Genomic DNA, 23,193 nt, shown 5'->3' on the forward strand with positions numbered 1-23,193 from the left:
GAAGCGGCGTGCGACGGTGACGGGGTCGTTGCCCAGGGCGCCACCGCCACCGCCGTCGGCCGCCCCTACGCATACGGCCTCGCCCACGGTGGCGAAGCCGACGTCGTCCACGTCCTGTGGTCCCGGCTCGCTGAGGTCGACCTGATCACGGCCGTCGACGGCTACCCCACCCTCGCCGACCTCATCCCCGACGCCCTGCGCCGCCACACCTGACACCCCCAGCCGGGGCCGGATGCACCGGCCATCCCGGGCCCACCAGCTCAGCGAACCGGGCCAGGACTCATACAGGCCCTTAGCAAACGGATGACATTTCAGGGCAGGCACTTATTTGTCCAGCAAGATCAAACAGGCGCGCCGGTTCTGGCCTCCCTCACGACGCCCAGGAAGGCATTCGAACCGTCACCAAGAAGCGCTCACCCATCTCTCCGGCAAGAAAGTCGATGGCAACCATGACTGAGCAATCCACCGTCCGCAGCGTGACCTACGACCTGCTGCGAACCCTGAACCTCACCACGGTCTTCGGCAATCCCGGCTCCACCGAGCAGCCGTTCCTGCAGGATTTCCCCGAGGACTTCACCTACGTCCTGGCGCTGCAGGAGGCATCCGTCATCGCGATGGCCGACACCTTCGCCCAGGTGACGGGCCGCCCCGCGCTGGTCAACGTGCACTCCTCGGCCGGGATGGGCAACGCCGTGGGCAACCTGGTGGCCGCGTACCACGGCAACACACCTCTGATCATCACCTCCGGCCAGCAGCACCGAGAACTGGTGATCGGTGATCCGTACCTCGGCAACCGCGAGGCCACCACACTCCCGAAGCCCTGGGTGAAGTGGTCCTACGAGCCCGCTCGCGCCGAAGACGTCCCGGAAGCCTTCATGCGGGCCTACGCGGAGGCGCTGCAACCGCCGACGGGGCCGGTCTACCTGTCCATTCCCATGGACGACTGGAAGCGGCCCCTGTCCGGCTTCACGCGGGTGCGGACGGTGAGCGACCGCGTCGGCCCCGACACCGCGCGGCTGCGTACATTCGCCGATCGCATCTCCACAAGCCGCAACCCCGCGCTGGTCTTCGGCCCGGAGGTGGACCGGGCCGGCGGCTGGGACGCGGCCGTGGCCCTGGCGGAGAAGCTGCGCGCGGCCGTCTACGGCGCCCCGCTGCTGGACCGCGCCTCCTTCCCCGAGGACCAACGCCATCCCAGTACCAACCTGGCCGTTTTCGGACGCGCCGTGGCCCTCTGTTGCTACCAGCGGATCCTCAAACTCACCATGTAGGACACGGTCTTGGCGGCGAGGCGACCATCCGAGAGAAGCCGGATGCTGAATGTGGTCAGTGTGAACGCTTCACCGCGTCGATTCCGTCCAGCGAAGCGCCTGCGGGATCGTGACGTTGATCGCCCAAGCGCTCACTTCCAGATCGCTACTCATGGATGGATGACCTCACGTGAGCCGCCGCAGGCGCCCGCCACCGCTGTCCGGCCTCGTTACAGGCGAGGCCATCCCGCTCAATCCGAATGTCCGTTCTCACCGAAGCCAGTCGCCGTCTCATCCAACCCGGTCGACGCGGTCCGGGCGAAGCACGCTGTCACCCGTCTGGAGCGCCTACAGGTGCGCCTGAAGCCGAGCGAGCGCGAGTGGACGCAAACTCACTGTGCTCGCATACGCGGGTGTGGTCCGGCAGGTCTTGAACCTCGCTGTCTCAGGCAGGACGGGATGGTCATGCAATCCGGCGCGGAGGCCGTCCTGGGTCGGCACCTTGTCGGTCGTATGCCACGGTCCGGCCGGTTGAGCTGCAGGGCCGCACAGGTCGAGCCGTCTTGAAGGATCGAGGTACAGAAATGCCGTATGTCGCCAAGGAACGCCCGTGCATCGGCTGGATCGGTACCGGCCGGATGGGATTCCAACTCGCCGCCCGGCTGCTGGACGCGGGACACGACGTAGCCGTCTACAACAGGACCCGCGCCAAGGCCGAACCGCTGGCGGAACGGGGAGCCGCGATCGTCGACCGGCCGGCCGATCTGGCCGACCGGGACGTCGTCTTCACCATGGTCTCGGCCTCGCTCGACCTGGAGGCGGTCACCACGGGCCCGGGCGGCGTGTTGACGTCGCCCGATGCCGCACCGGGAGTGCTGGTCGACAGCTCCACGGTGTCCACGCGGATGTCCGCGCTGATTCGGAAAGAAGCCGCCCAACGCGGGACCGACTTTCTGGCCGCCCCGGTGAGTGGGAATCCGAAGGTGATCGCCGCAGGCAAGTTGACCGTCGCGGTCTCCGGCTCGCGCGAGGCATTCGGCCAGGTTGGGCCGTTGCTCACACTGCTGGGACAGGGGGTGACCTACGTCGGCGAAAACGAAGTCGCCCGTCTCGTCAAGATCGCACACAACGTCTTCCTCGGCGTCGTCACGCAGTCGCTCGCCGAGATCACCATTCTCGCGGAGAAGGGCGGTGTCAGCCGTGCTGCCTTCCTGGAATTCCTCAACGACTCCGTGATGGGCTCGGTCTACACCCGTTACAAGTCGCCCGCGCTGGTCAACCTGGACTTCACACCGACGTTCACCATGCCGTTGCTGCGCAAGGACTTCGACCTGGGACTGTCCGCCGCCCGCGAGCTGGAGGTCCCGATGCCGCTCGCCGCCGCCACCGCTCAACTCGTCGCTGGTGCTGTCGGCGCGGGGCACGCCGAGGAGGACTTCGCCGCCCTGATCCTCGAACAGGCCAGGAACTCCGGCATCACGCTGGAAGCCCAGAACGTCCCGGTGGACGACGGCCTGTCACCGCACGCCTGACCGGTTATGGCTCGACTGGGTTGGATGAGACGGCGACCGGCTTCGATGAGAACGGACGACCGCAAGAGCACTTATGGAGCAAAGCTCGAGCGCCACCTTCTTGCCTGCCTTCGCCAGATCGACGGGTAGGAACCGTCCACCCTGGCTGGTTCCGATCACAATCACATCATGGCTCTCGTCTGCCATGGGGAGATCGTAAAGCTGTGGTTTCCGCGTACTCCGAGGGCACGCCGGTAGGCGTGGGTGGCCCTATTGGTCGGTGGGGTGGTGTCGGGCTGTAGTCAGGCCGCGAATGGATTCGAGTGGACGGCGTACGGCGGCAGGGACTCTCATCGACGTAGCCAGGATGAGCGTCCACACACCTGGGCCGACACCGCTGGGTCGTCGAACGCGCCATCGGCCGACTCACCGGTTGCCGGCATCGGCACCGTCGCTACGAGCGCGAGCCTGACCACTTCCTCGCCTTCACCGCGCTTGCGGCCTCCCCCATCCGCTACCGCGGACTCCCCTGATGAAATGCTCTGCAAACGGCGGCGAGGCCGTCGTCGATCGCGCCGGTCCAGCGGAGTCGACCGCACTCCTGCGCCCCTTGGCACCGGTGCATACGGCATGCTCGCGCACGAGTGGGGGCATGTGCGCCACACGTTGCTGCAGTGCGGCATCGGGGGTGCAGAGCTTAGTCGAACGGCTCAGCCGCGGTGTGTGTGGTTTCCTTTGGGGGTTCGTGGTGATCAGCTACGCCACCCTGGTGTCCCTCAGCGGAGGCATCATGCGATCCCGTTCCACACCGCCTTGCATCACCATGGCGCTGATGCTTGCCTTCGGTGCCCTGATGAGCGCGTGCACCAGCGGCCCGACCGAGTCGTCGATGATGTCGTCGCCGTCGCCCGCGATTTCGTTCGTCACAGGCGCTCCTCTGCGGGAACCGGCGCAATGGGTCAGCCACAACGGGCTTCTGCGGGTGAACATCGCCGTGGGGAGACGGCGCGTGAACCCCGGCGGCCATGTGGTGTGGGCTCTCACCCACAACGGCAGCTACATGCCGCCCACGCTGCGGATCCAGCCGGGGGACAAGGTGGAGATGGCCCTGAGGAACACGCTCAATGAGGACACCAACATGCATGTTCACGGACTGCATGTGTCACCGGACGGCGACGCCGACAACATGTTCCTCCACGTCCATCCCGGCCAGACGTTCCACTACTCCTACCAGTTCCCCCCGCACGCTGCGAGCCGGTACCTACTGGTACCACCCACACCCCCACCACACTTCCGCGGCGCAGCTCGCCGGGGGCATGTCGGGCCTCCTCGTCGTCGACGGCCTACAGCAGTACCTCCCGGCGAACCTGCGCCACATCACCGAGCACGTCATCGCGCTCAAGGACTTCCAGCTCCAGGGCGACGCGGTCAAGACCCAGGATCTCCACATCGGTGCGCCCACCCATCGCACCGTCAACGGCCAGTCGGCCCCGGTCATTCACATCCGGCCGGGTGAGAACCAGTTGTGGCGGCTGGCCAACATCAGCGCCAACATCTACTACAAGGTCCATCCGCAGGGACAGAAGTTCCATGTGATCGCCCACGACGGCACATCCGTCGACCGCATCTGGACAGCCGATTCGCTGCTCCTCGCCGCCGGAACCCGCTTCGACGTACTCGTACAAGGCGGTCCGGCCGGCCGAACCCAGCTGCAGACGCTCCCGTACCAGACCGACCCCGCCGGCAACTCGTTCCCGCAGGCGACCTTGGCCACCCTCGTCTCGGCAGGGACTTCCGCGGCACCGGCGGCGCTGCCCACCTCGTCCATCGCACCGACCGTGGATCTGAGCCACGAGGAGATCGCCGCACGACGCACCGTGGTGTTCTCCGAGAACGCGGCCGGCACCAAGTTCTACATCAATGGCAAGCAGTTCGATCCGGACCGGGTGGACATGCGGGGCAAGCTGAACACGGTCGAGGAGTGGACCGTGGTCAACGAAAGCAACGAGGAACACTCCTTCCACGTGCACACCAATCACTTCCAGCTGATGAGCGTCAACGGCCGCCCGCACCACGGTCACAGCTTGCAGGACGTCGCGAACGTTTCCGCCAAGGGCCGACTCGTCATCCGGATGCGCTTGAAGGACTACACCGGCAAGACCGTCCTGCACTGCCACATCCTCAACCACGAGGACCGGGGCATGATGGCAGTGCTGGACATCGAGAAGTGACGCACAGGGCAGTGTGCCGGATCAGCCGGCGGCGCCGAGCGCGGCGCTGACGCCGGCGATGACCGCCCCGCCGATCGCGATGGAGACGAACGAGCGCAGGAAGCCCGTGCCGAAGAAGCGCCAGCGGATCCAGGCCAGCGTCAGCAGTTCGAAGGTGATCGTGGCCAGCGCCACGATCAGCGCGACGCGGTATTGAGGGATCAGGAAGGGCAGGGTGTGCAGCACACCGCCGAGGAACGTGCCCGCCCCGGTGATCGCTCCGCGCAGGTAGGGGTTGCCGCGGCCGGTCAGGTCTCCCGTGTCGGACAGGCCTTCCGAGAAGGCCATGCTGACACCGGCGCCGATGGCCGTGGCCAGCCCGGCGAAGAACGCGTAGCGCGGCTGGTGCGTGGCGAACGCGACCGCGAAGATTGGTGCCAGCGTGGACAGCGAGCCGTCGATCAGGCCGTTCATGGCGGGTTGCGCCCGCTGCAGGAGAAAGGATCGCTTGATTTCGTGCTCGGGCTGGCTCAGTAGCGTGGGGGCGCTCATGGTGTGTCTCCTGGCTGGTCGTCGCCCCTCGGGCCCAACGCGGAGTCCGGAAGGACGCGGAGTCCGAAAAGAGCGGGGTGTCACCGTGCGGTGCGGGCCGTAAGACCTGCAGGATCCCCGGCCACGTCCTTCGTCGGGTGGCCGGACGGCCTCCCGGGTGGTGTCTTCCAAGCTCGCAGAGGCCGCCCCGCTCCGGTAGCGGCCGTAGGCTTGAGGGGATACAACCCCGGCTTGCAGCTGGGAGGGCGGCTCATGGCTCTCAGTACGCACGTCCCCGACCTTGCCGCGCTGGAATTGCTGTTGGGCGTGGCGCAGGAAGGCAGCCTGAACAGCGTCGCCCGGGCGGCGGGGGTGAGCCAGCAGGCGGTCTCCGCGCGGATCAGGGCGATGGAGGCCCAGACCGGCGTCACGCTGGTGCACCGAAGTCCGCGCGGGTCCAGCCTGACCGCCGAAGGTGTCGTGATCGCGGAGTGGGCCGCCCGGCTGCTGGGTGTCGCGGCCGAGATGGATGCCGGGATCGCCGCCCTGCGCGCCGACCGGCGTGACCGACTGCGGGTCAGTGCCAGCCTGACCATCGCGGAGCAGCTCCTGCCGGGCTGGCTGTCGTCCTTCCGTGCGGCACGACGCCCGGGAAGCACCGCCCCGGAGATCCTGCTGACCGCGATCAACACCACCACAGTGATCGCCCACGTCGCCGACGGCACGGCGGACATCGGATTCACCGAGGGCCCACAGCGGCCGGCCGGTCTCCACGGCAGGGTCGTCGGCCACGACAGGCTCGCCGTGGTCGTCACTCCGGGCCACCCCTGGGCTCGGCGGCGCCGGCCGGTCAGCGCCGCCGAGCTGGCCGCCGCGCCGTTGGTGAGCCGGGAGCACGGTTCCGGCACCCTCGACACCCTCACCGCCGCGCTGGCCGCGGTGCTCGGCCCCGGCACTCCCCAGGCCATCCCGGCGCTGTCGCTGCCCACCACGGCAGCGGTGCGTGCGGCCGCACTGGCCGGCACCGCACCAGCCGTCATCAGCGAACTGGCCGTCAAGGACGATCTGGTCACAGGCCGGCTCGTGATGGTGCAGACACCGGAACTCGACCTGCGCAGGACTCTGCGCGTCATCTGGGACGGCGCGTCCACTCCGCCGAGCGGAGCGGCACGGGATCTGATCGCTCACATCACCCGCCGCGATCAACCCGGGCGGACGCGCCGACCCACATCCGGCGCGGAGCCGGAGACCGGCACCCACATCCGTCGCCGTTCCGCCGCGTGACGGCGCCGGGCTCACGCAACGCGTTCTCGGCGCGTATGTGCGATCGCCGGCACGCCCCTCCACCTCCGATACCACACCGCCGGGCGTCGACCTACTGGATCGCCGGTCGACGCCTGCCGCTCGGTTGCCGTCCGGGGCGCTGCTGAGTGCTGCCGACTCCGGCATCTCCAGGCGACCGCGTCACTCCTGCCCGGTACAAGGACCGCTTGTATCCCGGCAAGCGAAGGGCCACTACCGGCGGCTTCCCGCGGGTGTGAGCGTCGAGACAGGACGTTCCACACCCGAGGAGGACGACATGAAGACGGTGACACTGGGCGCATCCGGCCTGGAGGTGACCCCCGTCGCGTACGGCACGTGGCAGTTCGGCGGGGACTGGGGGCCCGTGGGTGAGCGGGCCGCCATCGAGGCGATCGGCTACGCGAGGTCGACGGGCATCAACTTCTTCGACACCGCCCACGCCTACGGGTTCGGCCGCTCCGAGCGGCTGCTCGGAGCGGCACTGGGCGACGAGCTGCGCTCGTACCGCGACTCGGTCGTGATCGCCACCAAGGGCGGGCTGCGCATGGAGGGGGACCGGCTGGTCCGCGACGCCAGTCCGGCATGGCTGCGCAAGGGTGTCGAAGCCAGCCTCGAAGCGCTGGGCACCGACCACATCGACCTCTATCAGGTGCACTGGCCCGACCCGCGCACCCCCCTCCCGGACACCGCCGCCGCGCTCGCCGAACTGCGGGCGCAGGGACTGATCCACCACGTGGGCGTCTCCAACTACGCCCCCGCTCAGATGGCTGAGTTCGCCACTGTGCTGCCGGTGGAAACCGTCCAGCCGCCGTACCACCTCTTCCGCCGCGACATCGAAACCGACCTGTTGCCCTACGCCGCCGAGCACCACGTCGGCGTGCTGGCCTACGGGCCACTGGCCCACGGTCTGCTCGGCGGGGCCATCACCCCTGATACCGCATTCGGCCCCGACGACTGGCGTGGCGGCAGTACGGCCTTCACCGGCCCAGGGCTCGCACGCAATGTCGAGGTGGCGTCGGCGCTGCGTGCCTTCGCGGCCCGCCGCGGCGCATCCGTCGCCGAACTGGCGGTGGCCTGGGTGCTGGCCCACCCCGCCGTCCAGGTTGCCATCGTCGGCGCCCGCACCCCGGCCCACCTGGCCGAGAGTCTCGGCGCCCTCGACCTCGCCCTCAGCCGGTCCGACCTGGCCGAGATCGACCACATCATGTCCGCAGCGGTTCCCGTCGGCGGTCCTACCCCGGAAGGAATGTCATGACCACCAACCAGCCACCCTCGCCGCACGACACGCCGGCTCCCCTCGGCGACCGCACCGCGAAGACACCGGTGATCGCCTTTCTGGGCACCGGACGGATGGGCAGCCCCATGGCCGAGAACCTTGCCCGCAGCGGCTTCGGGCTTCGCGTGTGGAACCGAACCAGCAGCCGCGCCGCCACCCTGGCCGAACACGGAGCGTTCGTCGCACGCACCCCTGCGGAGGCGGTGCAGGGCGCCGGGATCCTCATCACCATGCTCGCCGACGGGCCCGCCACCGAGCGGGCGGCGAACGGCCCGGACGGGTTTCTGCCCCGCTGCCCCGGACTGGTCTGGGTGCAGATGGCCACCGTCGGCGCTCGCTGGTCGGCTCGGCTCGCCGTGACAGCCGCCCGGCACGGGGTGACGTTCGTGGACGCACCGGTCTCTGGCAGCCAGGCACCGGCCCGCACCGGTCAGCTGATCATCCTGGCCAGCGGTCCCGATCGGGTGCACGACATGCTCACCCCCGTGTTCGGCGCGCTGGGCCGAACCACCGTCTGGCTGGGGCCGGCCGGTGACGGCACCAGGGCGAAGCTGGTGCTGAACACCTGGCTCGTCGACCTCGTCGAAACCACCGCGGAGGCCTTGTCCTTCACCGGCCGGCTCGGCCTGGACCCCGCCTCGATCGTGGCACTGCTGCAGTCCAGCCCGCTCGGCTCCCCGTATGCGGTGCAGAAGGCCACCACCATGCTGGCCGGAGACTTCACAGCTGCCTTCGCGCTCAAGCACGCGGTCAAGGACGCCGAGTTGGCGGTACAGGCCGCGTACGGCATCGGCACCCACCTGCCACTCACCGAAGCGCTGCTGCCTCGTTGGCGGCACACCGCCGTCGAGCACGCCGACGACGACCTGTCCGCGGTCTACATCACGGCGTGATCAGACCGGCGCAATGAAAGGACACCCGGGCATGAGGACATTCGTCGGTCCCGCCGGTCCATCCATGTCGCACGCAGCCACGGCGAAGCCCCCCGATGCCACGATCACAGGGGACGACCATGACCACCCCGGCCCCGCCCGTCTCGCCGGCGAGACGGGCGAGCACGGACGGCTTGGGCTTTCGCTCATCCTGGTCGCCGCCTTCATGGTGGTGCTGGACTTCAGCATCGTGAACGTCGCACTGTCGTCCATCCAGCGTGAGCTCGACGTCTCCGCCGCCGCGGTTCAGTGGGTGGTCACGGCCTATGCCATCGCCTTCGGGGGCATGCTGATCCTCGGCGGCAGGGCCGGTGATCTCTACGGGCGCCGGCGCCTGTTCCTCGCCGGGATCGGCGTGTTCACCGCCGCATCCCTGGCCGGCGGACTCGCCCGCGACCCGGGACTGCTGATCGCCGCGCGCCTGGTGCAGGGAAGCGGAGCCGCGATGGTCGCTCCCGCAGCACTGTCGCTCATCACCACGGGCTTCGCCGAAGGCCCGCGCCGGACCAGGGCGTTGGGTCTGTACGGTGCGACGGCGTCCGTCGGCTTCGTCGCCGGCCAGGTGCTCGGCGGCGTACTGGTGGAATTCCTCAGCTGGCGCTCGGTGTTCCTGGTCAACGTGCCGGTGGGGCTGGCCGCCCTACTGCTCGCTCCCCATGTCCTGCGGGAGTCGAGACCGACGCGTGCCGGGCGGCACCTGGACCTGACCGGCGCGCTCCTGATCACCCTGGCGGTGGGCGCCCTGGTCTTCGCTGTCTCCCAGACTGCCACCACCGGTATCGACTCCGTCGGCGTACTGGCTCCGCTGGGACTGTCCGCCCTGGCGGGCGCGGCCTTCGCGGCGAACGAACACCGTCGGCCCGACCCGCTCGTGCAGCCGGCCCTGCTGCACATCCACGGATTGCGCGACGCCAGCACCCTCATGCTGCTGCTCGGCCTGTGGAACGGTGGTGAAATGCTCGTTCTCTCCGTCTATCTTCAGCAGGTCCTGCAGCTGTCCCCGCTCCAAGCCGGACTGAGCATCGCTCCACAAGGGGTTGTCGGACTCGTCACCGGTCTGCTGGGCGCACGGCTGACGCGACATCTCGGCATTCATCGCGTGCTGGTGGTGACCGGAACCGCCGCGACCGTCGGCTTCGCCGCCCTGACCCAGCTCCCGACGGCCGGGGGTTCCCACCTGCCGCTCGCGGCGGTGACCCTCGTCGGGTTCGGCACCGCCGGCTTGGCATTCGGGAGCATGGTCACCACGAGTACCGGGATCGCCGACCGTGACCAGGGCCTGGTCGGTGGAGTGATCAACACCAGCCGGCAGTTGGGCGCCGCGATGGGAGCGGCGCTGCTTCCCACGGTCGCCAACGCGGTCGACCGGACATGGCACACCTCCACGGTGGTCGGCGACCGGTCAGCCATGCTCGCCGGGCTGGTGGCGGCCGCACTCGCCACGTGCGTGGCGCTGAAAGGCCGGTTCCGGGCACAGCGGCACGGTGTCACCTGATGCGCTGTGACGGCTGGGGCGCGACCGACCCACTCCTCCGGCCCGGCTCCGCAGGGTCGTGGCACACCCTATCGCCCGGCTCACTGAGCCTTTTCCAACCTGGCTGTGGCGTCGGGGTGTTGGTGGGCATGGGTGGTACGGAACGACGAAGCTCCTGCTGGACGGGTACTCGACCAAGATCACCCGTTTCCGTCAGGAGCTTCGCGTGCTTGTCCACCCGTCGTCGATCGATCTGTCCAGCCGCACGCTGCGGCACCTGGCGAGGCAACTGGCCGCTCATCGGCGGGACACCGGCAGGCGATGGCGGCGTCCGCCCGTCCGTCGTCAGGCCCTGCCCGCCCTGGCCAACCTGCGATGCGGCGACACGTACGCCCAACTCGCCGCAGGGTTCGAGATCGGCATCGCGACCGTGACGCTTCCACCTACAGCGCCCGACGGCGGGCCCCTGGCCTCACAGGGGTGATGTGTCGCGCACCACGCGCATCTCCACGCACCCGCCGACCCCGGGGACGAGGCCCGGGTCTGGCTGGACGACCGGCCCGTGCCGCAGAGGGGCGATTTGCTCGCGGCTCACCGTTCCTGCTCCCGCGAGGAGTTGAACCCGGTGACCGGACACACCGCCGCCGTGCTCGCCGTCTCGTTGACGGCGGGCAGAGAGGTGTACGCCGACGTGCCGGGACCGCTGGGTCTTCCGGGTGGCTATCGCGTCCGCATCGGCGACGGCCGTGTCGCCCTCGACCTGCCGCCCGGCCTGTCCTGTCAGGAGGCGGTGGCGTGGCAGGTGAGAATGGCGGACCACGACAGCGTGACGGTCCTGCCGTCCGGCGACGTGTGCTTCGGCGCGAGGGCCCATCAGGCGCTCATGGCCCACCTTCCCGTCGTCGGGCACGTGCAACCCGCCAAGGGCATCGCCGGGCTGACGGACCGCCTGTTCGGCCTCCGTGAGGCACTGCGGGCCCAGAGTCCCCGCCTCATGGCATCGCAACGACGCTGACGACTCAACGAGTCGCCGTCGGCGACACTCCACCGCCAAGTCAGCCGGGGGTCGAGCCGGCGTACCACCCGTCACCAGCGGCGGCACGTGAGCGACGAGCCACGCCGCCGGAAGGAGCCCAGTAGCCATCAGCCAGTTCCCCACGCCTCGCGTCCGCGCCGCCGCGGCGATCAGCCGGGAACTCGGGGCCGTACCGCCCCCCGGGACTCGTCATGGGCGGTGTGCTCGGTCTGCAGTGCGGGGCCGTGCTCACCACCCGTCTCTACCCTGCCGTGGGCCCGGGAGGGGTGGTGACCGTGCGGCTGTGCCTCGCCGCGCTCGTCCTCGTCGCCCCGTGGCGACCACGGATCCGGGCCGACCGGTCCGCCCTCGGCATCATCGCCACCGCGGGCACGCTCCTGGCGCTGCACCACCTCGCCTACTACGAAGCGGTCGACCGGCTGCCCCTCGGCGCCGTCACGACGCTGGAGTTCCTCGGCCCTTTCGTCATCGCCCTGTGCGGATCCTGGCGCCTGTTCGACCTGCTGTGGGCGTGCCTCGCGGCGACCGTGTGGTCCTGCTCAGCCATTCCGGCAAGGCCCTCGACGTGGCCGGAGCGATCTGTGCCGCCGTCGCCGGGTGCTGCTGGGGCGTATACGTCGTGGTAGGCAAACGGCTGGCCGAGCGCGTCCCCGACGGCCGTGGCCTCGCCCTGGCTGTCCCGGGGGAGCACTGCTGAGCCTGCCGTACGGTGTCGTGCAGGTCGGTACTCGTCTCCTGGCGCCGGGCACGCTCGTCGTCGCCGCTGTGGTGGCCGTCCTCTCCAGCCTCCTTCCCTGCACCTTCCACCTGGAGGCGCTGCGCCAGCTCCCACCCCGCGTCTTCGGTGTGCTCACCTGCCTGGAGCCGGCGGTCGGCGCGCTGATCGGCCTGTTCCTCCTGGGCCAGCACCTTGCCAGGACGCAGTGGGCGGGCGTCGCCGCGGTGGTTCTCGCCTCGGTGGGGGCCACCCGCAAAGACGCCCCCGAGGAGCCCGACCGGGCGCTGCCCGAGGAGAAGGCCCCGCCGACCGCTGGGTCTTGGTCCTGGGTGGATGAGTTGTCGTACCTCGCGATGGTGCCGATGAGGCTGGCGGCGACGATTCGGGGGAGGCTGGCGGGGGCGGTGGTTCCGGAGACCAGGTGCGCCACTTCCTCGTGCGCGCTGGGGACGGGCACATGTCGCCGCATCTTGTGGACAGATCCGGGTGGTACTTGCCTGATGGGTCATCCTTGAACGCCCCGTTGCTGGGGTTCGCCGTCTTCTGCCGCCATCGAACGCCCGTTCCCCGATGATCTGGAACTCTGGCCGTGCAACTATCAGACCGCGATCGAGCAGCATCTGTATCCGCCACCGGACTAGCTCCAGTTCGAGGTGGGGCCAGCCGACGGAGGGAGCCCAGTAGTTCTGCACACCCCGCCTCAGCCCGAGGAGCACAAGCCGTTCCTTGATCGAGCAGGTGATCGCCGAGTGGAAGGCCAAGCACCCCTCGGTCAGCGGCCACCAGGGCCGCTACGAGATGCGGGAGATCGTCAACGCGCCCCTCTATCAGGGCCGCCGCCTGCGAGTAGGACCCGCTCCGCACGACCTGCCGCCGCGGGAATCCGCCTTCGCCAGCAGGAGCTGGTCGAGGCCCTGATCGGCAATTTCTGTACGCCACCTACTCACGCCCGGACGGGCACGAGCCCGCCCACCACAGTGGCGCGCTCGTGCGTGTGCGACGTCTTATGGGCCGTTCGACCAACTGAGGGAACGGCCTGAATCGACCCGGGACGCCCTCCGGTCGGCAGTGGCTGGAGACGTGATGATCACGGCACAGCCCACCACGCGGAGGGAACACCCGATGAGCGACACCGCAGTCCCCCTGAAGCAGCAAGTCGGCCGGTACGGTGCCTGGAGCGTCGAACTGCGCTCGGAGGACCCGGCCCGGCGCGGCGAACTGGACGAGGCCGCGGCCGAACTGGAGGAACTCGGGTACGGCGCCATCTGGCTCGGCAACAACAGCACCGCCGACCATGTCGCCCCGCTGATCGGGGCGACGCGCCGCATCCTCGTCGGCACCAGCGTCCTGAACATCTGGCAGCAGGAGGCCGCCACGACCGCGGCCGGCTTCGCCGAGGTGGCATCGGCGCACCCCGGCCGCTACCTGGTGGGTCTCGGCGTGAGCCACGGCCCGCTGGTGAAGGACTACAGCCGCCCGTACGCGGCGATGACCGGCTATCTCGACGAGCTGGACGAAGCCGGCGTCGCCGCCGACAGCAGGGTGCTGGCCGCGCTGGGCCCCAAGATGCTGAAGCTGTCCGGCGAGCGGGCGGCCGGCGCCATCCCCTACCTGGTCACGCCCGAACACACCGCCCAGGCCCGCGAGATCCTCGGCGAGGGCCCGCTGCTCGCCCCGGAGCTGAAGGTGGTTCTGGAGACCGACCCGGCCCGGGCCCGCGCGCTGGCCCGTGACGCCCTCGCCATGTACCTCACCCTGCCGAACTACACCAACAACTTCCTGCGGCACGGCTTCACCGAGGCCGACCTGGCCGAGGGCGGCAGCGACCGCCTGGTCGACGCGGTCTTCGCCTGGGGCGACGAGGACCGCATCCGCGACCGCATCGACACCTTCTATCAAGCAGGCGGGGACCACGTGGCCCTCCAGGTGCTCACCGGCACCCACAGGGACAAGCTCCCGAGGGAGGAATGGCGCAGGCTCGCTTCCCTATTGGGATAACGGCCTCGGGGAACTGTCCCGTCTCATTGGATCTTGCCTTCGCGGGGCGTTCTGACCAGTGAGGATGCGCTTTGCCGTGAGAGGGGACGGCGCCCGTGTCTCATCTCATCGTGCCCGCGCCGAGGAGATGCCGACGGCTGTCTCACTTCATCGTGTCCGCTGGCTTGAAATGATGATTGTTGCGGGTCGGCGCTCTGAGTGCTGATGGGCGATCTTCCTGGCCGCTGAACCAGCAGATAGGTTCACCTCCATGACATCACCACAGGCGGACGTGCATCATTCGACTTCGTCCTGGCGGCAGCCCTGTCCTCCGGCGGCCTCCGTCGAGCGCAGCATGCTGGTAGAAGAGATCGCCAAGCGCGTCCTGGCCCTCGGTCAGGGGCGCCTGCTCGTGGGGATCGACGGCTTCACCGCTGCTGGGAAGACGAGCTTCGGACATGAACTGGCTGAGTGGATCAGTACTGCGGGGCGGCCAGTGCTCCGGGCGACTCTCGACGATTTCAAGAAGCCGTGGAGGGACCGGCACCTCTGTGACCGGGAGTCTGGTGAGGGGTACTACCGCAACGCGTATGACTATGAAGCGGTCAAACGCCTGCTGCTGGATCCCTGCCGGTCATCGCGAGCGACAACCTGCGCTCTGTGCAGCATCGATCCACTGACCCAGCGAGATCACTCATCCGAAGTGACGCCGCTTGGCGCGGACGCGGTGCTGATCGTGGATGGTGTCTTCGCCTTCCGCCCTGAGATCAATGAGTACTGGGACTTCCGCATCTGGTTGCAGGTGGATGCGGAACTGTCCGTTCAGCGGGGTGCCGAGCGCGACCAGGACTGGGCCGGAACTGAAGCAGAGTCGATCCACCGCAACAGGTATCTGGTGGCCGAGCGTATCTTCAGGAAGTCGACCCGTTGCCGATGATGGACGTTGTCATCGACAACTCAGTGTTCGCGCGTCCGCATGTCGTGGCAGCGTGACGTCAGCATGCTGCCGGGCGGATGGGTGACTCGCGAAAGGCGGCCGCGTATTGGCTGTCCCGCGCTGGTCAGTTCGCTGGTTTGGGTGTGATGTAGGGGTAGATAGTGGAACGTCCGGTCTTGAAGGTCTGGGCGATCTTCGGGATGGAGGCGCCCGAATCGTAGAGCTGCTGTGCCTGCTCGGCCTGTTCAGGAGTGAGCCGGGACCGGCGCCCACCGGTCTCGCCGCGGGCGCGGGCGGCGGCGAGGCCGTCGTTGGTGGCGGCGCGTACGAATTCATGGTGCAGGCCGGCGAAGACGGACATCATGCCGAAGAGGTCTCGGCCTTCGAGGGCGTTGCTGTCGATGTGCTGCTCGACGGCGTGAATGCGGATGCCGCGGTTGCGCGGGTCGGTGCCGACGACGATGAGGTTCTGGACGGAGTAGAAGAGCCGGTCAAGCCGAGTGATCGTGATGGTGTCGCCGGAGCGGAGTTGTGGCAGCAGCAAGTCCCGTTTGGGCCAGGGGGTCTGGCCGTTTGCGCGCTCGCAACCGGAAGGGCTGGGCGGCCAGCCCCGTCACCTGCGGATCGAAGTCCAGCAGCATCGCGTGATGCCGTTCCAGTTGCGACTCGACCAGCAGCGGACCCCGCGTCGTCGCGGCCCAGGACTGGCGCGTCACCGAGTTCTGCCCCGGATAGGTCCGCACCGTACGAGCCGGCGGCAACCGCCCGAACGGCTCCGCCCAGCACTCGACCAGCTCGACCCGACGGCGCACCCCATCGGCATCGACGTATTCGACCTCGAACCCCTCGGGCCCCTCGGGCAAGACCACCGCGACACCCCCTCGACGCCGTACGGCTACTGATCACAAAGAGCCAGAACGGCAGCCGGGGCGACAAAAGAAACCGCCCCAAACCGCCCGAGAGAGGGAATATCAGGTGAGACGGAACCGCCCCACGTACACGGACCGCGGAGACAAACCGGTCCGACGAACACGATCCAGTGAGACTCGCCGCGCCACATCAGCCTGCAAGGACACCGCCGGATGAGACCAGCAGCGAATCCGATAACACGCCGTGAGAGAGAGACGGGATCACGTGAGACGGGACAGGAACACAGGAACCGTGGTCAGCGGTAGCGCCAGTTCCGGTTCGGGTCTCTCGCAAACGGTCAGTTGAGAGAGCCGCCCGGCGACGCGCGAACCGCCCGCATTCGCCCAGCTCGCTCGCAGAAGTCCTCTCAGAACTAGGGCATGTAGCTGAACGTGATGCTCGGACCGTGTCCTCCATGGCTATGGGCCGTTCCGAGGTGAGAGAGCAGGCGGTCGCGAACACTGGGGTGCGCATGACGTCCACTTCCCCTCATGGAGGGCTGATTCGTGTCGGTGTCGTAGGTCTGAGCGCGCGCGGAGGGTGGGCGGCCACCGCCCATGTGCCGGCGCTGGCCGGGCTCGACGGGTACGAGTTGCGGGCGCTGAGCGCCGGCACCGCCGAATCGGCGCGTGCCGCCGGCGAGAAGTATGCGGTGCCGCTGACCTTCGACAGCGCAGAGGAGCTGGCCCGCAGTGAGGAAGTCGATCTCGTGGTGGTGACGGTGAAGGTTCCGCACCACCTGGAGCTCATCCGACCCGCGCTGGAAGCGGGGAAGATGGTGTTCAGCGAGTGGCCGCTCGGTGCCGACCTCGCACAGGCCGAGGAGCTGGCCGACCTCGCGCATCGCAGGGGTGTGCTCACGGGAGTCGGCCTGCAGGCCCGGTCGGCTCCGTCGCTTCGGTATCTGCGGGACCTGGTCGCCGACGGCTATGTGGGGCGGGTGCTGTCGACCAGCATGCTCGGGTCGGGCGGGATCGGGGGCGCCACTTACGAAGACAACTACGCATACATTCTGGACGTCACGAGCGGCGCGACGCTGCTGTCGATCCCCTTCGGGCACTCGGTCGACGCGCTGACCATGGTGCTCGGGGAGTTCCGCGAGGTGTTGGCTCTCGTCGAGAACCTGCGCCCCGAGGTCGTCCACGTCACGAGCGGGGCGGTCGCGGCCAAGAGCGCAGAGGACCAGATCGCGGTCACGGGGGTGCTGGAGTCGGGGGCCGTGGCCGCGATGCACCTCCGCGGTGGGACGTCCCGCGCCACCGCGTTTCACTGGGAGATCAACGGCACGGACGGCGATCTCGTCGTCAAGGCCGTCCAGGCTCCATGGTGGTGGTACGGGGGGCTGCGGCTGTACGGCGCCAGGGGCAGCGACGGCGCGCCGGTCGAACTTCCGATTCCCGCCCGATACCAACGGTCGCTGACCCGGTGGACCGAGCGAACCGCCGAGCCCGCCTGCAACGTCGCCCACCAGTACGCGCTCCTGCGCGACCAGATCACCGGGAACCTCGCACCGGACGAGGACGGCGTTCCCGACTTCCGGCACGCTGTCCGGCGGCACCGCATGCTGGAGCGGATCAGAGAAGCGGCACGCACCGGAAGGAAGGTCGCACTCGCGGGCCAAGGCACGTAGGCCCGAAGCGAGAAAAGGTCCTGAGGCCGACCGTTTCGCCCTCGGCGAGCATGCGGTAGGCCGTGGCGACCGAGGGGCGATTGCCCTGGTTCTTGCCCGAGGTGATGACGCTTCTGGGCGATCTGCGAAACGGGCCTCGGAGATCGCTGGAACTGCCGTTGGCCCTAGGCGATGATCTTGCCGGCTACTCGACCTTCAGCTCTGGAGTACCTGGGCCTGGAGGCGTTCGCGAAGGTCGGTTCCTCGGGCGTGAGTGGGCCCTCGGAACGATGGCCCCAGGTGGGAAGTCGGAGCCGACCGCGGACAGTGCATCCACCTGCAAGGTCACTCCCTGCCCGGAATGTCTGGTGCGCACACCGGCGTTAGAGCTCGGTGCGAGAACATTCCTACGACGAGGGGACGGATGCCATGCCTCTCGAGGGCGAGTATGAACCGAGCACGACGCAGTGGGTGCGCGAGCAAGTGGAGGTGTACGAAAGCTCCGGCGGCACCAAGGGGACGACACTGTGGGACACAGGGCGGCCTGTGGTGGTGCTGACCACCCGGGGCGCCAAGAGCGGCAAGATCCGCAAGGCGCCGGTGATGCGCGTCGAGTACGGCGGGCGCTATGCGGTGGTCGGCTCGTTGGGTGGATCCCCCAAGCATCCCCTGTGGTACTTCAACCTCAAGGCCGATCCGCACGTCGAACTCCAGGACGGCTCAGTGAAGCAGGACATGACGGCCCATGAGGCCACCGGCGAGGAGAGGGCGGAGTGGTGGCAACGCGCGGTCGCCGTCTTTCCGAGGTACGCCGACGTACAGAAGAAGACCTCGCGGGAGTTCCCGGTGTTCGTTCTGGAACCTGTCATCGGGTAGTGATCCCGGCCGATCCCGGGGCCATCGGAGGACAATCAACGATGACGCACGTTGACAGCTGTCATCAGCTCTAGGCAGGTCAGCGCATTGATCAAATAGGGGCCGCCGGGTCTGGCGGCCCCTCATTTCCTCGGCTACCGAGTGCCCCTCAACACGGCTTGACGCCGCCGATGGAGGCTCCACCGACCGCGTGGGCAGGAGAGCTTCGAGCCGGCTCGCCGGCTTCTGCCGGGCGGCCGGCGCACGGGCGTGCCCGATTCTCGCCGGCTGCTCCAAGCGGGGCGCGGCACGACCGCGAGCGCCCACCCTGCTTCTACGCGTGGCCAGGGCCTCGGCTTGCAGGAACCGGCACTTCGAGTTCCTCTCGCTGAGCGGAAACGAGGACGAAGTGGGGCTGTGGCATTTCGCGGCGGTCTCTTCCCGCCCCGGGTGTGGCAGCGCGGCCGGCGGACGCGTCACCGCTCGGGCAGCCGCGACGTTCTGCCGCCGATTCGGCCTGACCGGGCGTCGAATCCATGGCGGCTGCGCCTCAGAAGTGCCTTGCACGGCATGCCGGTTTCGAGAGGTCTTCTGCGAGCGGCGACCCGCGGAAACGTGTCACCCTCGACGCAATCGTAGAACTCTCACAGATGACCGTTTATGAGAATCGCCGTGCTCGGCGGCAGCAGCCGCTCCATGCGACGGCTGGTGCCGTCATCCGGCCCAGCCTGTTGCCGCGCGGTCGAGTCGGGGCGTGCTGGTGACGTCGGCCCAGTGGACAGCGCGTCCGGCCTCCTCACGGTGGCCGTGCGCGGCGGTGAGCTGATCGACGATCTCCAGTCCGCGGCCATGCTCGTCGGGGGTGCAGCTGGCTGCCCAGTCGCCGTCCGTGGCGGCGGGGCCTCCGTCGGACACCTCGATGTGGACTCGCTGAGTGCCCGGGTCGCGGCTCAGTCCGAAGTTCAGTGGAGGCTGGGCGTGCTCCACGGCGTTGGTGACGAGTTCGGAGACGGTCAGGAGGACCGAGTCGGCCGTGTCCTCGGCGACGCTCCACTGGGCCAGGAACTCTTTGGTGATCTTGCGGGCCTCCCCCGCGGCTTCCGGGTCGTGCGCGAGGGTCCATGTGTCGACTGATGTCGACGGACTCCGAGCAGGATCTCTGCGAGAGGGTGCCTCTGGGGCGTAGGTGCAGGTCACGGTCATCACCTTCCTCCGGGCGCCGCTGCGGCGCCCTGGTTGTGACCAGAACCCCTGAAGGGCTACGGCATTTATATCACCCTTCTATATAGTCTGTCTATATAGGTTGAGAATATAGACAACCTATATAGAAGGGTGATATAGGTATGGGTATGGATGAGACACCTGAAGAGGGTCACCAGGAGGTGGCGGCGGCGTTGAACGAGCTGGCCATCGGACTGGTCAGGCACCTTCTGTCGGATCGGCAGGGCATGAGTCTGACCACCGCCGCGGCGCTCAGCCGGCTGGAGCGGGAAGGTCCGATCCGGCTGACCGCGCTGGCGTCGGCGGAGGGTATCGCCCAACCGTCGATGACCGCCCTGGTGCAGCGGCTGGAAGACCAGGGCCTGGCCACTCGAGTGGGCCATCCCGAGGACGGGCGGGTCCGCCTGGTTGCCATCACGGAAGCCGGGCGAGAGGTGATGGCCGAGCGCCGGCGCGCGCAGTGTGCCCGGATGGCCGACATGCTGGCCGCGTTGCCCGAGCAGGACGTGCGGGCGCTGGGCGAGGCCGTGCGCACGGCCCTGCCCGTCGTGCGCCGGATGGTGCAAGTCGCATGGCGACCAAGTGTTTCCGGCGGCGAATCGCCCTCCTGAGCCTCCTGGCTGCGCTCTTCGGTGTCTCCTCCCGCAGGCGGGACCTGCTCCGTCGCCCCCCCCGCGCACTGGGGCCCGGTCCCGGCACTGCCCCCATGTCCGACTTCCGGAAAGGGCGGAGAACCATGAACACCTTCTCGGCACCCGGCACCGATGTGCCGTCGACGCAGGTACCGGACTACCCCATGGCCCGGGCTGCCCGCTGCCCCTTCGATCCGCCGCCGGCTCTGCGCACGCTGCAGGACCAGGCCCCGATCAGCCGGGTGCGGCTGTGGGACGGCAGCACCCCGTGGCTGGTCACCCGCTACGACGACGTACGGGCTCTGCTGGCCGATCCACGGATCGGCTCGGATAGCGACCTCCCGCACTACCCCCATCTGAGCCCGGCCCAAAAGGAGCGCCGGAGGCAGTCGCGGACCTTCATCAACATGGATGATCCGGAGCACGCCCGGCTTCGCCGAATGGTGACCGCGGCCTTTTCCATCAGGCAGGTGGAGGCGCTGCGGCCGGCCATTCAGAAGATCGTCGACGGCCTGATCGATACCATGCTCGCCGGGCCGAAGCCGGTTGATCTGGTGCAGGCGTTCGCGTTGCCGGTGCCGTCGCTGGTGATCTGCGAGCTGCTCGGCGTTCCGTATGCCGACCACGACTTCTTCCAGGCCAACAGCAAGATCCTGATCAGGCGCACCAGCACCGTGGAGGAGGCGCGGGTGGCCACACGGCAACTGCTCGACTACCTGGACCAGCAGATCGGCGTCAAACTCGCCCACCCGGCCGACGACGTGCTCTCCACGCTGGCCGAGCGGGTCAGGGCCGGTGAGCTCTCCCGGCATGAAGCGGCAAGCATGGGGATGCTGCTGCTGACCGCCGGGCACGAGACCACCGCCAACATGATCGCGCTGGGCACCCTGGCCCTGCTGCAGAACCCCGACCAACTGGCCCGGCTGCGCGAGAGCGACGACCCGAAGACGGTCGCCTCGGCCGTCGAGGAACTCCTGCGCTACCTCTCCATCGTGCACAGCGGACGCCGCCGGGTGGCCCTCGCCGACATCGAGGTCGGCGGCGTGACCATCCGCGCCGGCGAGGGCGTCGTCCTCTCCAACGACGTCGCCAACCGCGATCCCGTGGCCTTCCCCGACCCCGACCGGCTGGACATCGACAGCAATCCCCGCCACCACGTGGCTTTCGGCTTCGGCGTCCACCAGTGCCTGGGCCAGCCGCTGGCCCGGGTGGAGCTGCAGGTCGTCTACAGCACCCTGTACCGCCGCATCCCCGCGTTGAAGCTCGCGGTGGATCTCGACGAGATCCCGTTCAAGCACGACGGGGCCGTCTACGGCGTCTACGAACTGCCCGTCACCTGGTGAGCGCGGCCAAGTGCCGCGCGGAGAAGGAGGATCCGATGAAGGTGATCGTCGACCAGAGCAAGTGTGTGGCCTCCGGGCAGTGCGTGCTGAGCGCACCGGAGGTGTTCGACCAGCGCGAGGAGGACGGCATCGTCGTCCTGCTCGCCGAGAACCCGCCCGAGGGCCTGGCGGGCGCCGTCCGGCAGGCCGTCGCCCTCTGTCCGGCCCAGGCGATCTGGGTGGAGGAACAGGGAGACGAGCAGTGAAGCGGATAGTCATCGTGGGAGCTTCGGCCGCCGGCCTGACCGCGGCCGAGACCCTCCGTCGCCGCGGCTGGGACGGCACCCTCACGCTGATCGGTGAGGAAGCCCGTCCGCCGTACGACCGGCCGCCGCTGTCCAAGCAGATCCTGACCGGCGCCTGGGGGCCCGAACGCGCCACCCTGCGCTCCCTGCCGGACCTCGCGCGGCTGCGGGCCGACCTGCGGCTCGGCCAGCGCGCCGTCGCGCTGGACGTCCCGGGCCGCCGGGTGCGCCTTGCAGGCGGCGAGAGCATCGGCTTCGACGCTTTGGTCATCGCCACCGGTGTCACGCCCCGGCGTCTGCCCGACAGCGCCCTGGCCGGCGTCCATGTCCTGCGCACCCTCGACGACGCCCTCGCCCTGCGCGCCGCGCTGCTCGCCGGGCCCCGGGTGGTCGTGGTCGGTGCCGGATTCCTCGGTACCGAGGTGGCCGCGGCCGCCCGGGCCATGGGCCTGGAGGTGACCGTGGCCGAGCCGGAGCCGGTCCCGGTGCGGCGCCCGTTCGGGAACCGGATCGGTGCGCTCGTCGCCGAGTTGCACCGCGACCACGGAACCGGTCTGCGCTGTGGAGTGCCGGTACGCCGGCTGCGCGGCGCCGGCGGCCGGGTGACCGGAGTGGAACTCGGCGACGGCACCACGCTGCCGGCCGACGTCGTCGTCCTGGCCCTCGGCGCCGCGCCCGCGACCGGCTGGCTGAGAGGTTCGGGCCTGCGGCTGGGAGACGGGGTGGAGTGCGACGCGTATTGCCAGGCGGCACCCGGGATCTACGCCGCCGGCGACGTCGCCTCCTGGCCCAATGCCCACTTCGGCACCCGCATGCGGCTGGAGCACCGGATGAACGCCGGCGAGCAGGCCATGGCCGTGGCCGGCAACCTGCTCGGCGACGCGACTCAGTTCGCTCCCGTGCCCTACTTCTGGACCGACCAGTACGACACCAGGATCCAGGCGTACGGGATCTTCCCGCCGGACGCGGAGATGCGGATCGTCTACGGCGACCCGTCGGACGGCCACTTCGCCGCCGCCTACGGGCACCACGGGAGGGTGGTCGGCGTACTCGGCTGGAACGCCCCTCGTCAAGCACGCACGCTGCGCCGTCCGGTCGTCGACCGCGCATCGTGGGCCGCCTTCGCAGCCACACCCGCGCCCAGCCCGGCAACCGTGAACTGACCCGCTCGTCCCCCCAAGGAAGC

24 protein-coding genes and 5 pseudogenes are annotated in these 23,193 nt (G+C 68.9%); 24 read left to right on the forward strand and 5 right to left on the reverse strand.

Translation table 11 applies throughout. The annotated features are described in order from the left end of the window. Nucleotides 1–27: 27 nt before the first annotated feature. The 4 genes and pseudogenes from IO33_RS46930 to IO33_RS49170 all read left to right on the forward strand — a co-directional run. A pseudogene (locus tag IO33_RS46930) lies at nucleotides 28–213 on the forward strand (alpha-hydroxy-acid oxidizing protein); the annotation flags it as partial. Nucleotides 214–449: 236 nt separating this feature from the next. After that, on the forward strand, nucleotides 450–1,271 hold the full coding sequence (locus IO33_RS0104995) for a thiamine pyrophosphate-binding protein (protein ID WP_245235688.1): 822 nt from the start codon (nucleotides 450–452) through the stop codon (nucleotides 1,269–1,271). 563 nt (nucleotides 1,272–1,834) lie between these two features. Next, entirely contained in the window at nucleotides 1,835–2,782 is a 948-nt protein-coding gene (locus IO33_RS0105000) for an NAD(P)-dependent oxidoreductase (protein ID WP_031160674.1), read from the forward strand. Nucleotides 2,783–3,132: 350 nt separating this feature from the next. Then, nucleotides 3,133–3,294: pseudogene (locus IO33_RS49170) on the forward strand (transposase); the annotation flags it as partial. 223 nt (nucleotides 3,295–3,517) lie between these two features. Here the strand turns inward: IO33_RS49170 and IO33_RS52155 are convergent. Beyond that, nucleotides 3,518–3,688 carry a hypothetical protein gene (locus IO33_RS52155; RefSeq protein ID WP_245235689.1) on the reverse strand — a complete coding sequence of 57 codons (171 nt, stop codon included), beginning with the start codon at nucleotides 3,686–3,688 and terminating at the stop codon, nucleotides 3,518–3,520. Nucleotides 3,689–3,821: 133 nt separating this feature from the next. On the opposite strand from IO33_RS52155, the pseudogene IO33_RS54030 reads away from it, so the two are divergent. The 3 genes and pseudogenes from IO33_RS54030 to IO33_RS52160 all read left to right on the forward strand — a co-directional run. After that, nucleotides 3,822–3,890, forward strand: a pseudogene (locus IO33_RS54030) (hypothetical protein); the annotation flags it as partial. 28 nt (nucleotides 3,891–3,918) lie between these two features. Beyond that, nucleotides 3,919–4,041: pseudogene (locus IO33_RS53465) on the forward strand (hypothetical protein); the annotation flags it as partial. Between the two features lie 36 nt (nucleotides 4,042–4,077). Further along, nucleotides 4,078–4,992, forward strand: coding sequence for a multicopper oxidase family protein (locus IO33_RS52160; protein ID WP_245235690.1), 915 nt, complete (start codon nucleotides 4,078–4,080; stop codon nucleotides 4,990–4,992). A 21-nt stretch (nucleotides 4,993–5,013) separates the two neighbouring features. Here the strand turns inward: IO33_RS52160 and IO33_RS0105010 are convergent, their stop codons facing one another. After that, on the reverse strand, nucleotides 5,014–5,523 hold the full coding sequence (locus IO33_RS0105010) for a VIT1/CCC1 transporter family protein (RefSeq protein ID WP_051926397.1): 510 nt from the start codon (nucleotides 5,521–5,523) through the stop codon (nucleotides 5,014–5,016). Nucleotides 5,524–5,775: 252 nt separating this feature from the next. Between IO33_RS0105010 and IO33_RS0105015 the strand changes: the two genes are divergently transcribed. The 11 genes and pseudogenes from IO33_RS0105015 to IO33_RS43745 all read left to right on the forward strand — a co-directional run bounded on the left by IO33_RS0105015 (nucleotide 5,776) and on the right by IO33_RS43745 (nucleotide 15,154). Next, on the forward strand, nucleotides 5,776–6,786 hold the full coding sequence (locus IO33_RS0105015) for a LysR family transcriptional regulator (RefSeq protein WP_078963279.1): 1,011 nt from the start codon (nucleotides 5,776–5,778) through the stop codon (nucleotides 6,784–6,786). Between the two features lie 295 nt (nucleotides 6,787–7,081). Beyond that, nucleotides 7,082–8,059 (forward strand): aldo/keto reductase, encoded by a 978-nt coding sequence (locus tag IO33_RS0105020; protein ID WP_031160681.1) that lies wholly within the window; start codon nucleotides 7,082–7,084, stop codon nucleotides 8,057–8,059. Next, entirely contained in the window at nucleotides 8,056–8,973 is a 918-nt protein-coding gene (locus tag IO33_RS0105025) for an NAD(P)-dependent oxidoreductase (RefSeq protein ID WP_078963280.1), read from the forward strand. Before IO33_RS0105020 ends, IO33_RS0105025 begins: the two co-directional genes overlap by 4 nt. Nucleotides 8,974–9,037: 64 nt before the next feature. Continuing rightward, nucleotides 9,038–10,507, forward strand: a complete 1,470-nt coding sequence (locus IO33_RS0105030; RefSeq protein ID WP_051926398.1) for an MFS transporter — start codon at nucleotides 9,038–9,040, stop codon at nucleotides 10,505–10,507. Nucleotides 10,508–10,712: 205 nt separating this feature from the next. Then, nucleotides 10,713–10,919: pseudogene (locus IO33_RS46945) on the forward strand (IS5/IS1182 family transposase); the annotation flags it as partial. A 192-nt stretch (nucleotides 10,920–11,111) separates the two neighbouring features. Next, on the forward strand, nucleotides 11,112–11,501 hold the full coding sequence (locus IO33_RS45765) for a hypothetical protein (RefSeq protein WP_051926399.1): 390 nt from the start codon (nucleotides 11,112–11,114) through the stop codon (nucleotides 11,499–11,501). A gap of 212 nt (nucleotides 11,502–11,713) precedes the next feature. Next, nucleotides 11,714–12,148 (forward strand): DMT family transporter, encoded by a 435-nt coding sequence (locus IO33_RS52165; RefSeq protein ID WP_051926400.1) that lies wholly within the window; start codon nucleotides 11,714–11,716, stop codon nucleotides 12,146–12,148. Between the two features lie 88 nt (nucleotides 12,149–12,236). Next, complete coding sequence (locus IO33_RS52170; protein ID WP_051926401.1) at nucleotides 12,237–12,755, forward strand: EamA family transporter; 519 nt, start codon at nucleotides 12,237–12,239, stop codon at nucleotides 12,753–12,755. Nucleotides 12,756–12,966: 211 nt separating this feature from the next. After that, nucleotides 12,967–13,158 carry a hypothetical protein gene (locus IO33_RS52175; protein WP_031160688.1) on the forward strand — a complete coding sequence of 64 codons (192 nt, stop codon included), beginning with the start codon at nucleotides 12,967–12,969 and terminating at the stop codon, nucleotides 13,156–13,158. Nucleotides 13,159–13,362: 204 nt separating this feature from the next. Continuing rightward, entirely contained in the window at nucleotides 13,363–14,238 is an 876-nt protein-coding gene (locus IO33_RS0105050) for an LLM class F420-dependent oxidoreductase (RefSeq protein ID WP_031160690.1), read from the forward strand. A 250-nt stretch (nucleotides 14,239–14,488) separates the two neighbouring features. Beyond that, nucleotides 14,489–15,154, forward strand: a complete 666-nt coding sequence (locus IO33_RS43745) for a nucleoside/nucleotide kinase family protein (RefSeq protein WP_245235691.1) — start codon at nucleotides 14,489–14,491, stop codon at nucleotides 15,152–15,154. A gap of 124 nt (nucleotides 15,155–15,278) precedes the next feature. On the opposite strand, the gene IO33_RS0105060 is transcribed toward IO33_RS43745, so the two are convergent. Both IO33_RS0105060 and IO33_RS51055 read right to left on the reverse strand, forming a co-directional pair. After that, nucleotides 15,279–15,698: a recombinase family protein gene (locus tag IO33_RS0105060; RefSeq protein WP_051926402.1), complete on the reverse strand. Its 420-nt coding sequence runs from the start codon at nucleotides 15,696–15,698 to the stop codon at nucleotides 15,279–15,281. Continuing rightward, nucleotides 15,646–16,023: a hypothetical protein gene (locus tag IO33_RS51055; protein WP_167349433.1), complete on the reverse strand. Its 378-nt coding sequence runs from the start codon at nucleotides 16,021–16,023 to the stop codon at nucleotides 15,646–15,648. The genes IO33_RS0105060 and IO33_RS51055 overlap by 53 nt, the downstream gene beginning before the upstream one ends. Before the next feature lie 512 nt (nucleotides 16,024–16,535). Between IO33_RS51055 and IO33_RS0105065 the strand changes: the two genes are divergently transcribed. Both IO33_RS0105065 and IO33_RS0105070 read left to right on the forward strand, forming a co-directional pair. Further along, nucleotides 16,536–17,693 (forward strand): Gfo/Idh/MocA family protein, encoded by a 1,158-nt coding sequence (locus tag IO33_RS0105065; protein WP_031160694.1) that lies wholly within the window; start codon nucleotides 16,536–16,538, stop codon nucleotides 17,691–17,693. Nucleotides 17,694–18,101: 408 nt separating this feature from the next. Continuing rightward, the gene (locus tag IO33_RS0105070; RefSeq protein WP_031160696.1) at nucleotides 18,102–18,548 is read left to right on the forward strand and encodes a nitroreductase family deazaflavin-dependent oxidoreductase; all 447 of its coding nucleotides are present in this window, start codon (nucleotides 18,102–18,104) and stop codon (nucleotides 18,546–18,548) included. A gap of 693 nt (nucleotides 18,549–19,241) precedes the next feature. On the opposite strand, the gene IO33_RS0105075 is transcribed toward IO33_RS0105070, so the two are convergent. Next, entirely contained in the window at nucleotides 19,242–19,724 is a 483-nt protein-coding gene (locus IO33_RS0105075) for an ATP-binding protein (protein ID WP_245235692.1), read from the reverse strand. A 152-nt stretch (nucleotides 19,725–19,876) separates the two neighbouring features. Between IO33_RS0105075 and IO33_RS0105080 the strand changes: the two genes are divergently transcribed. The 4 genes from IO33_RS0105080 (at nucleotide 19,877) to IO33_RS0105095 (ending at nucleotide 23,170) form a co-directional block, all read left to right on the forward strand. Next, the gene (locus tag IO33_RS0105080) at nucleotides 19,877–20,359 is read left to right on the forward strand and encodes a MarR family winged helix-turn-helix transcriptional regulator (RefSeq protein ID WP_037684942.1); all 483 of its coding nucleotides are present in this window, start codon (nucleotides 19,877–19,879) and stop codon (nucleotides 20,357–20,359) included. A 125-nt stretch (nucleotides 20,360–20,484) separates the two neighbouring features. Then, nucleotides 20,485–21,723, forward strand: coding sequence for a cytochrome P450 (locus IO33_RS0105085; protein WP_051926403.1), 1,239 nt, complete (start codon nucleotides 20,485–20,487; stop codon nucleotides 21,721–21,723). Between the two features lie 35 nt (nucleotides 21,724–21,758). Then, nucleotides 21,759–21,968, forward strand: a complete 210-nt coding sequence (locus IO33_RS0105090; RefSeq protein ID WP_031160704.1) for a ferredoxin — start codon at nucleotides 21,759–21,761, stop codon at nucleotides 21,966–21,968. Further along, nucleotides 21,965–23,170, forward strand: a complete 1,206-nt coding sequence (locus IO33_RS0105095) for an NAD(P)/FAD-dependent oxidoreductase (RefSeq protein ID WP_209438805.1) — start codon at nucleotides 21,965–21,967, stop codon at nucleotides 23,168–23,170. The genes IO33_RS0105090 and IO33_RS0105095 overlap by 4 nt, the downstream gene beginning before the upstream one ends. Nucleotides 23,171–23,193 lie beyond the last annotated feature (23 nt).

The organism is Streptomyces durhamensis, from assembly GCF_000725475.1.
Taxonomy (GTDB): domain Bacteria; phylum Actinomycetota; class Actinomycetes; order Streptomycetales; family Streptomycetaceae; genus Streptomyces; species Streptomyces filipinensis.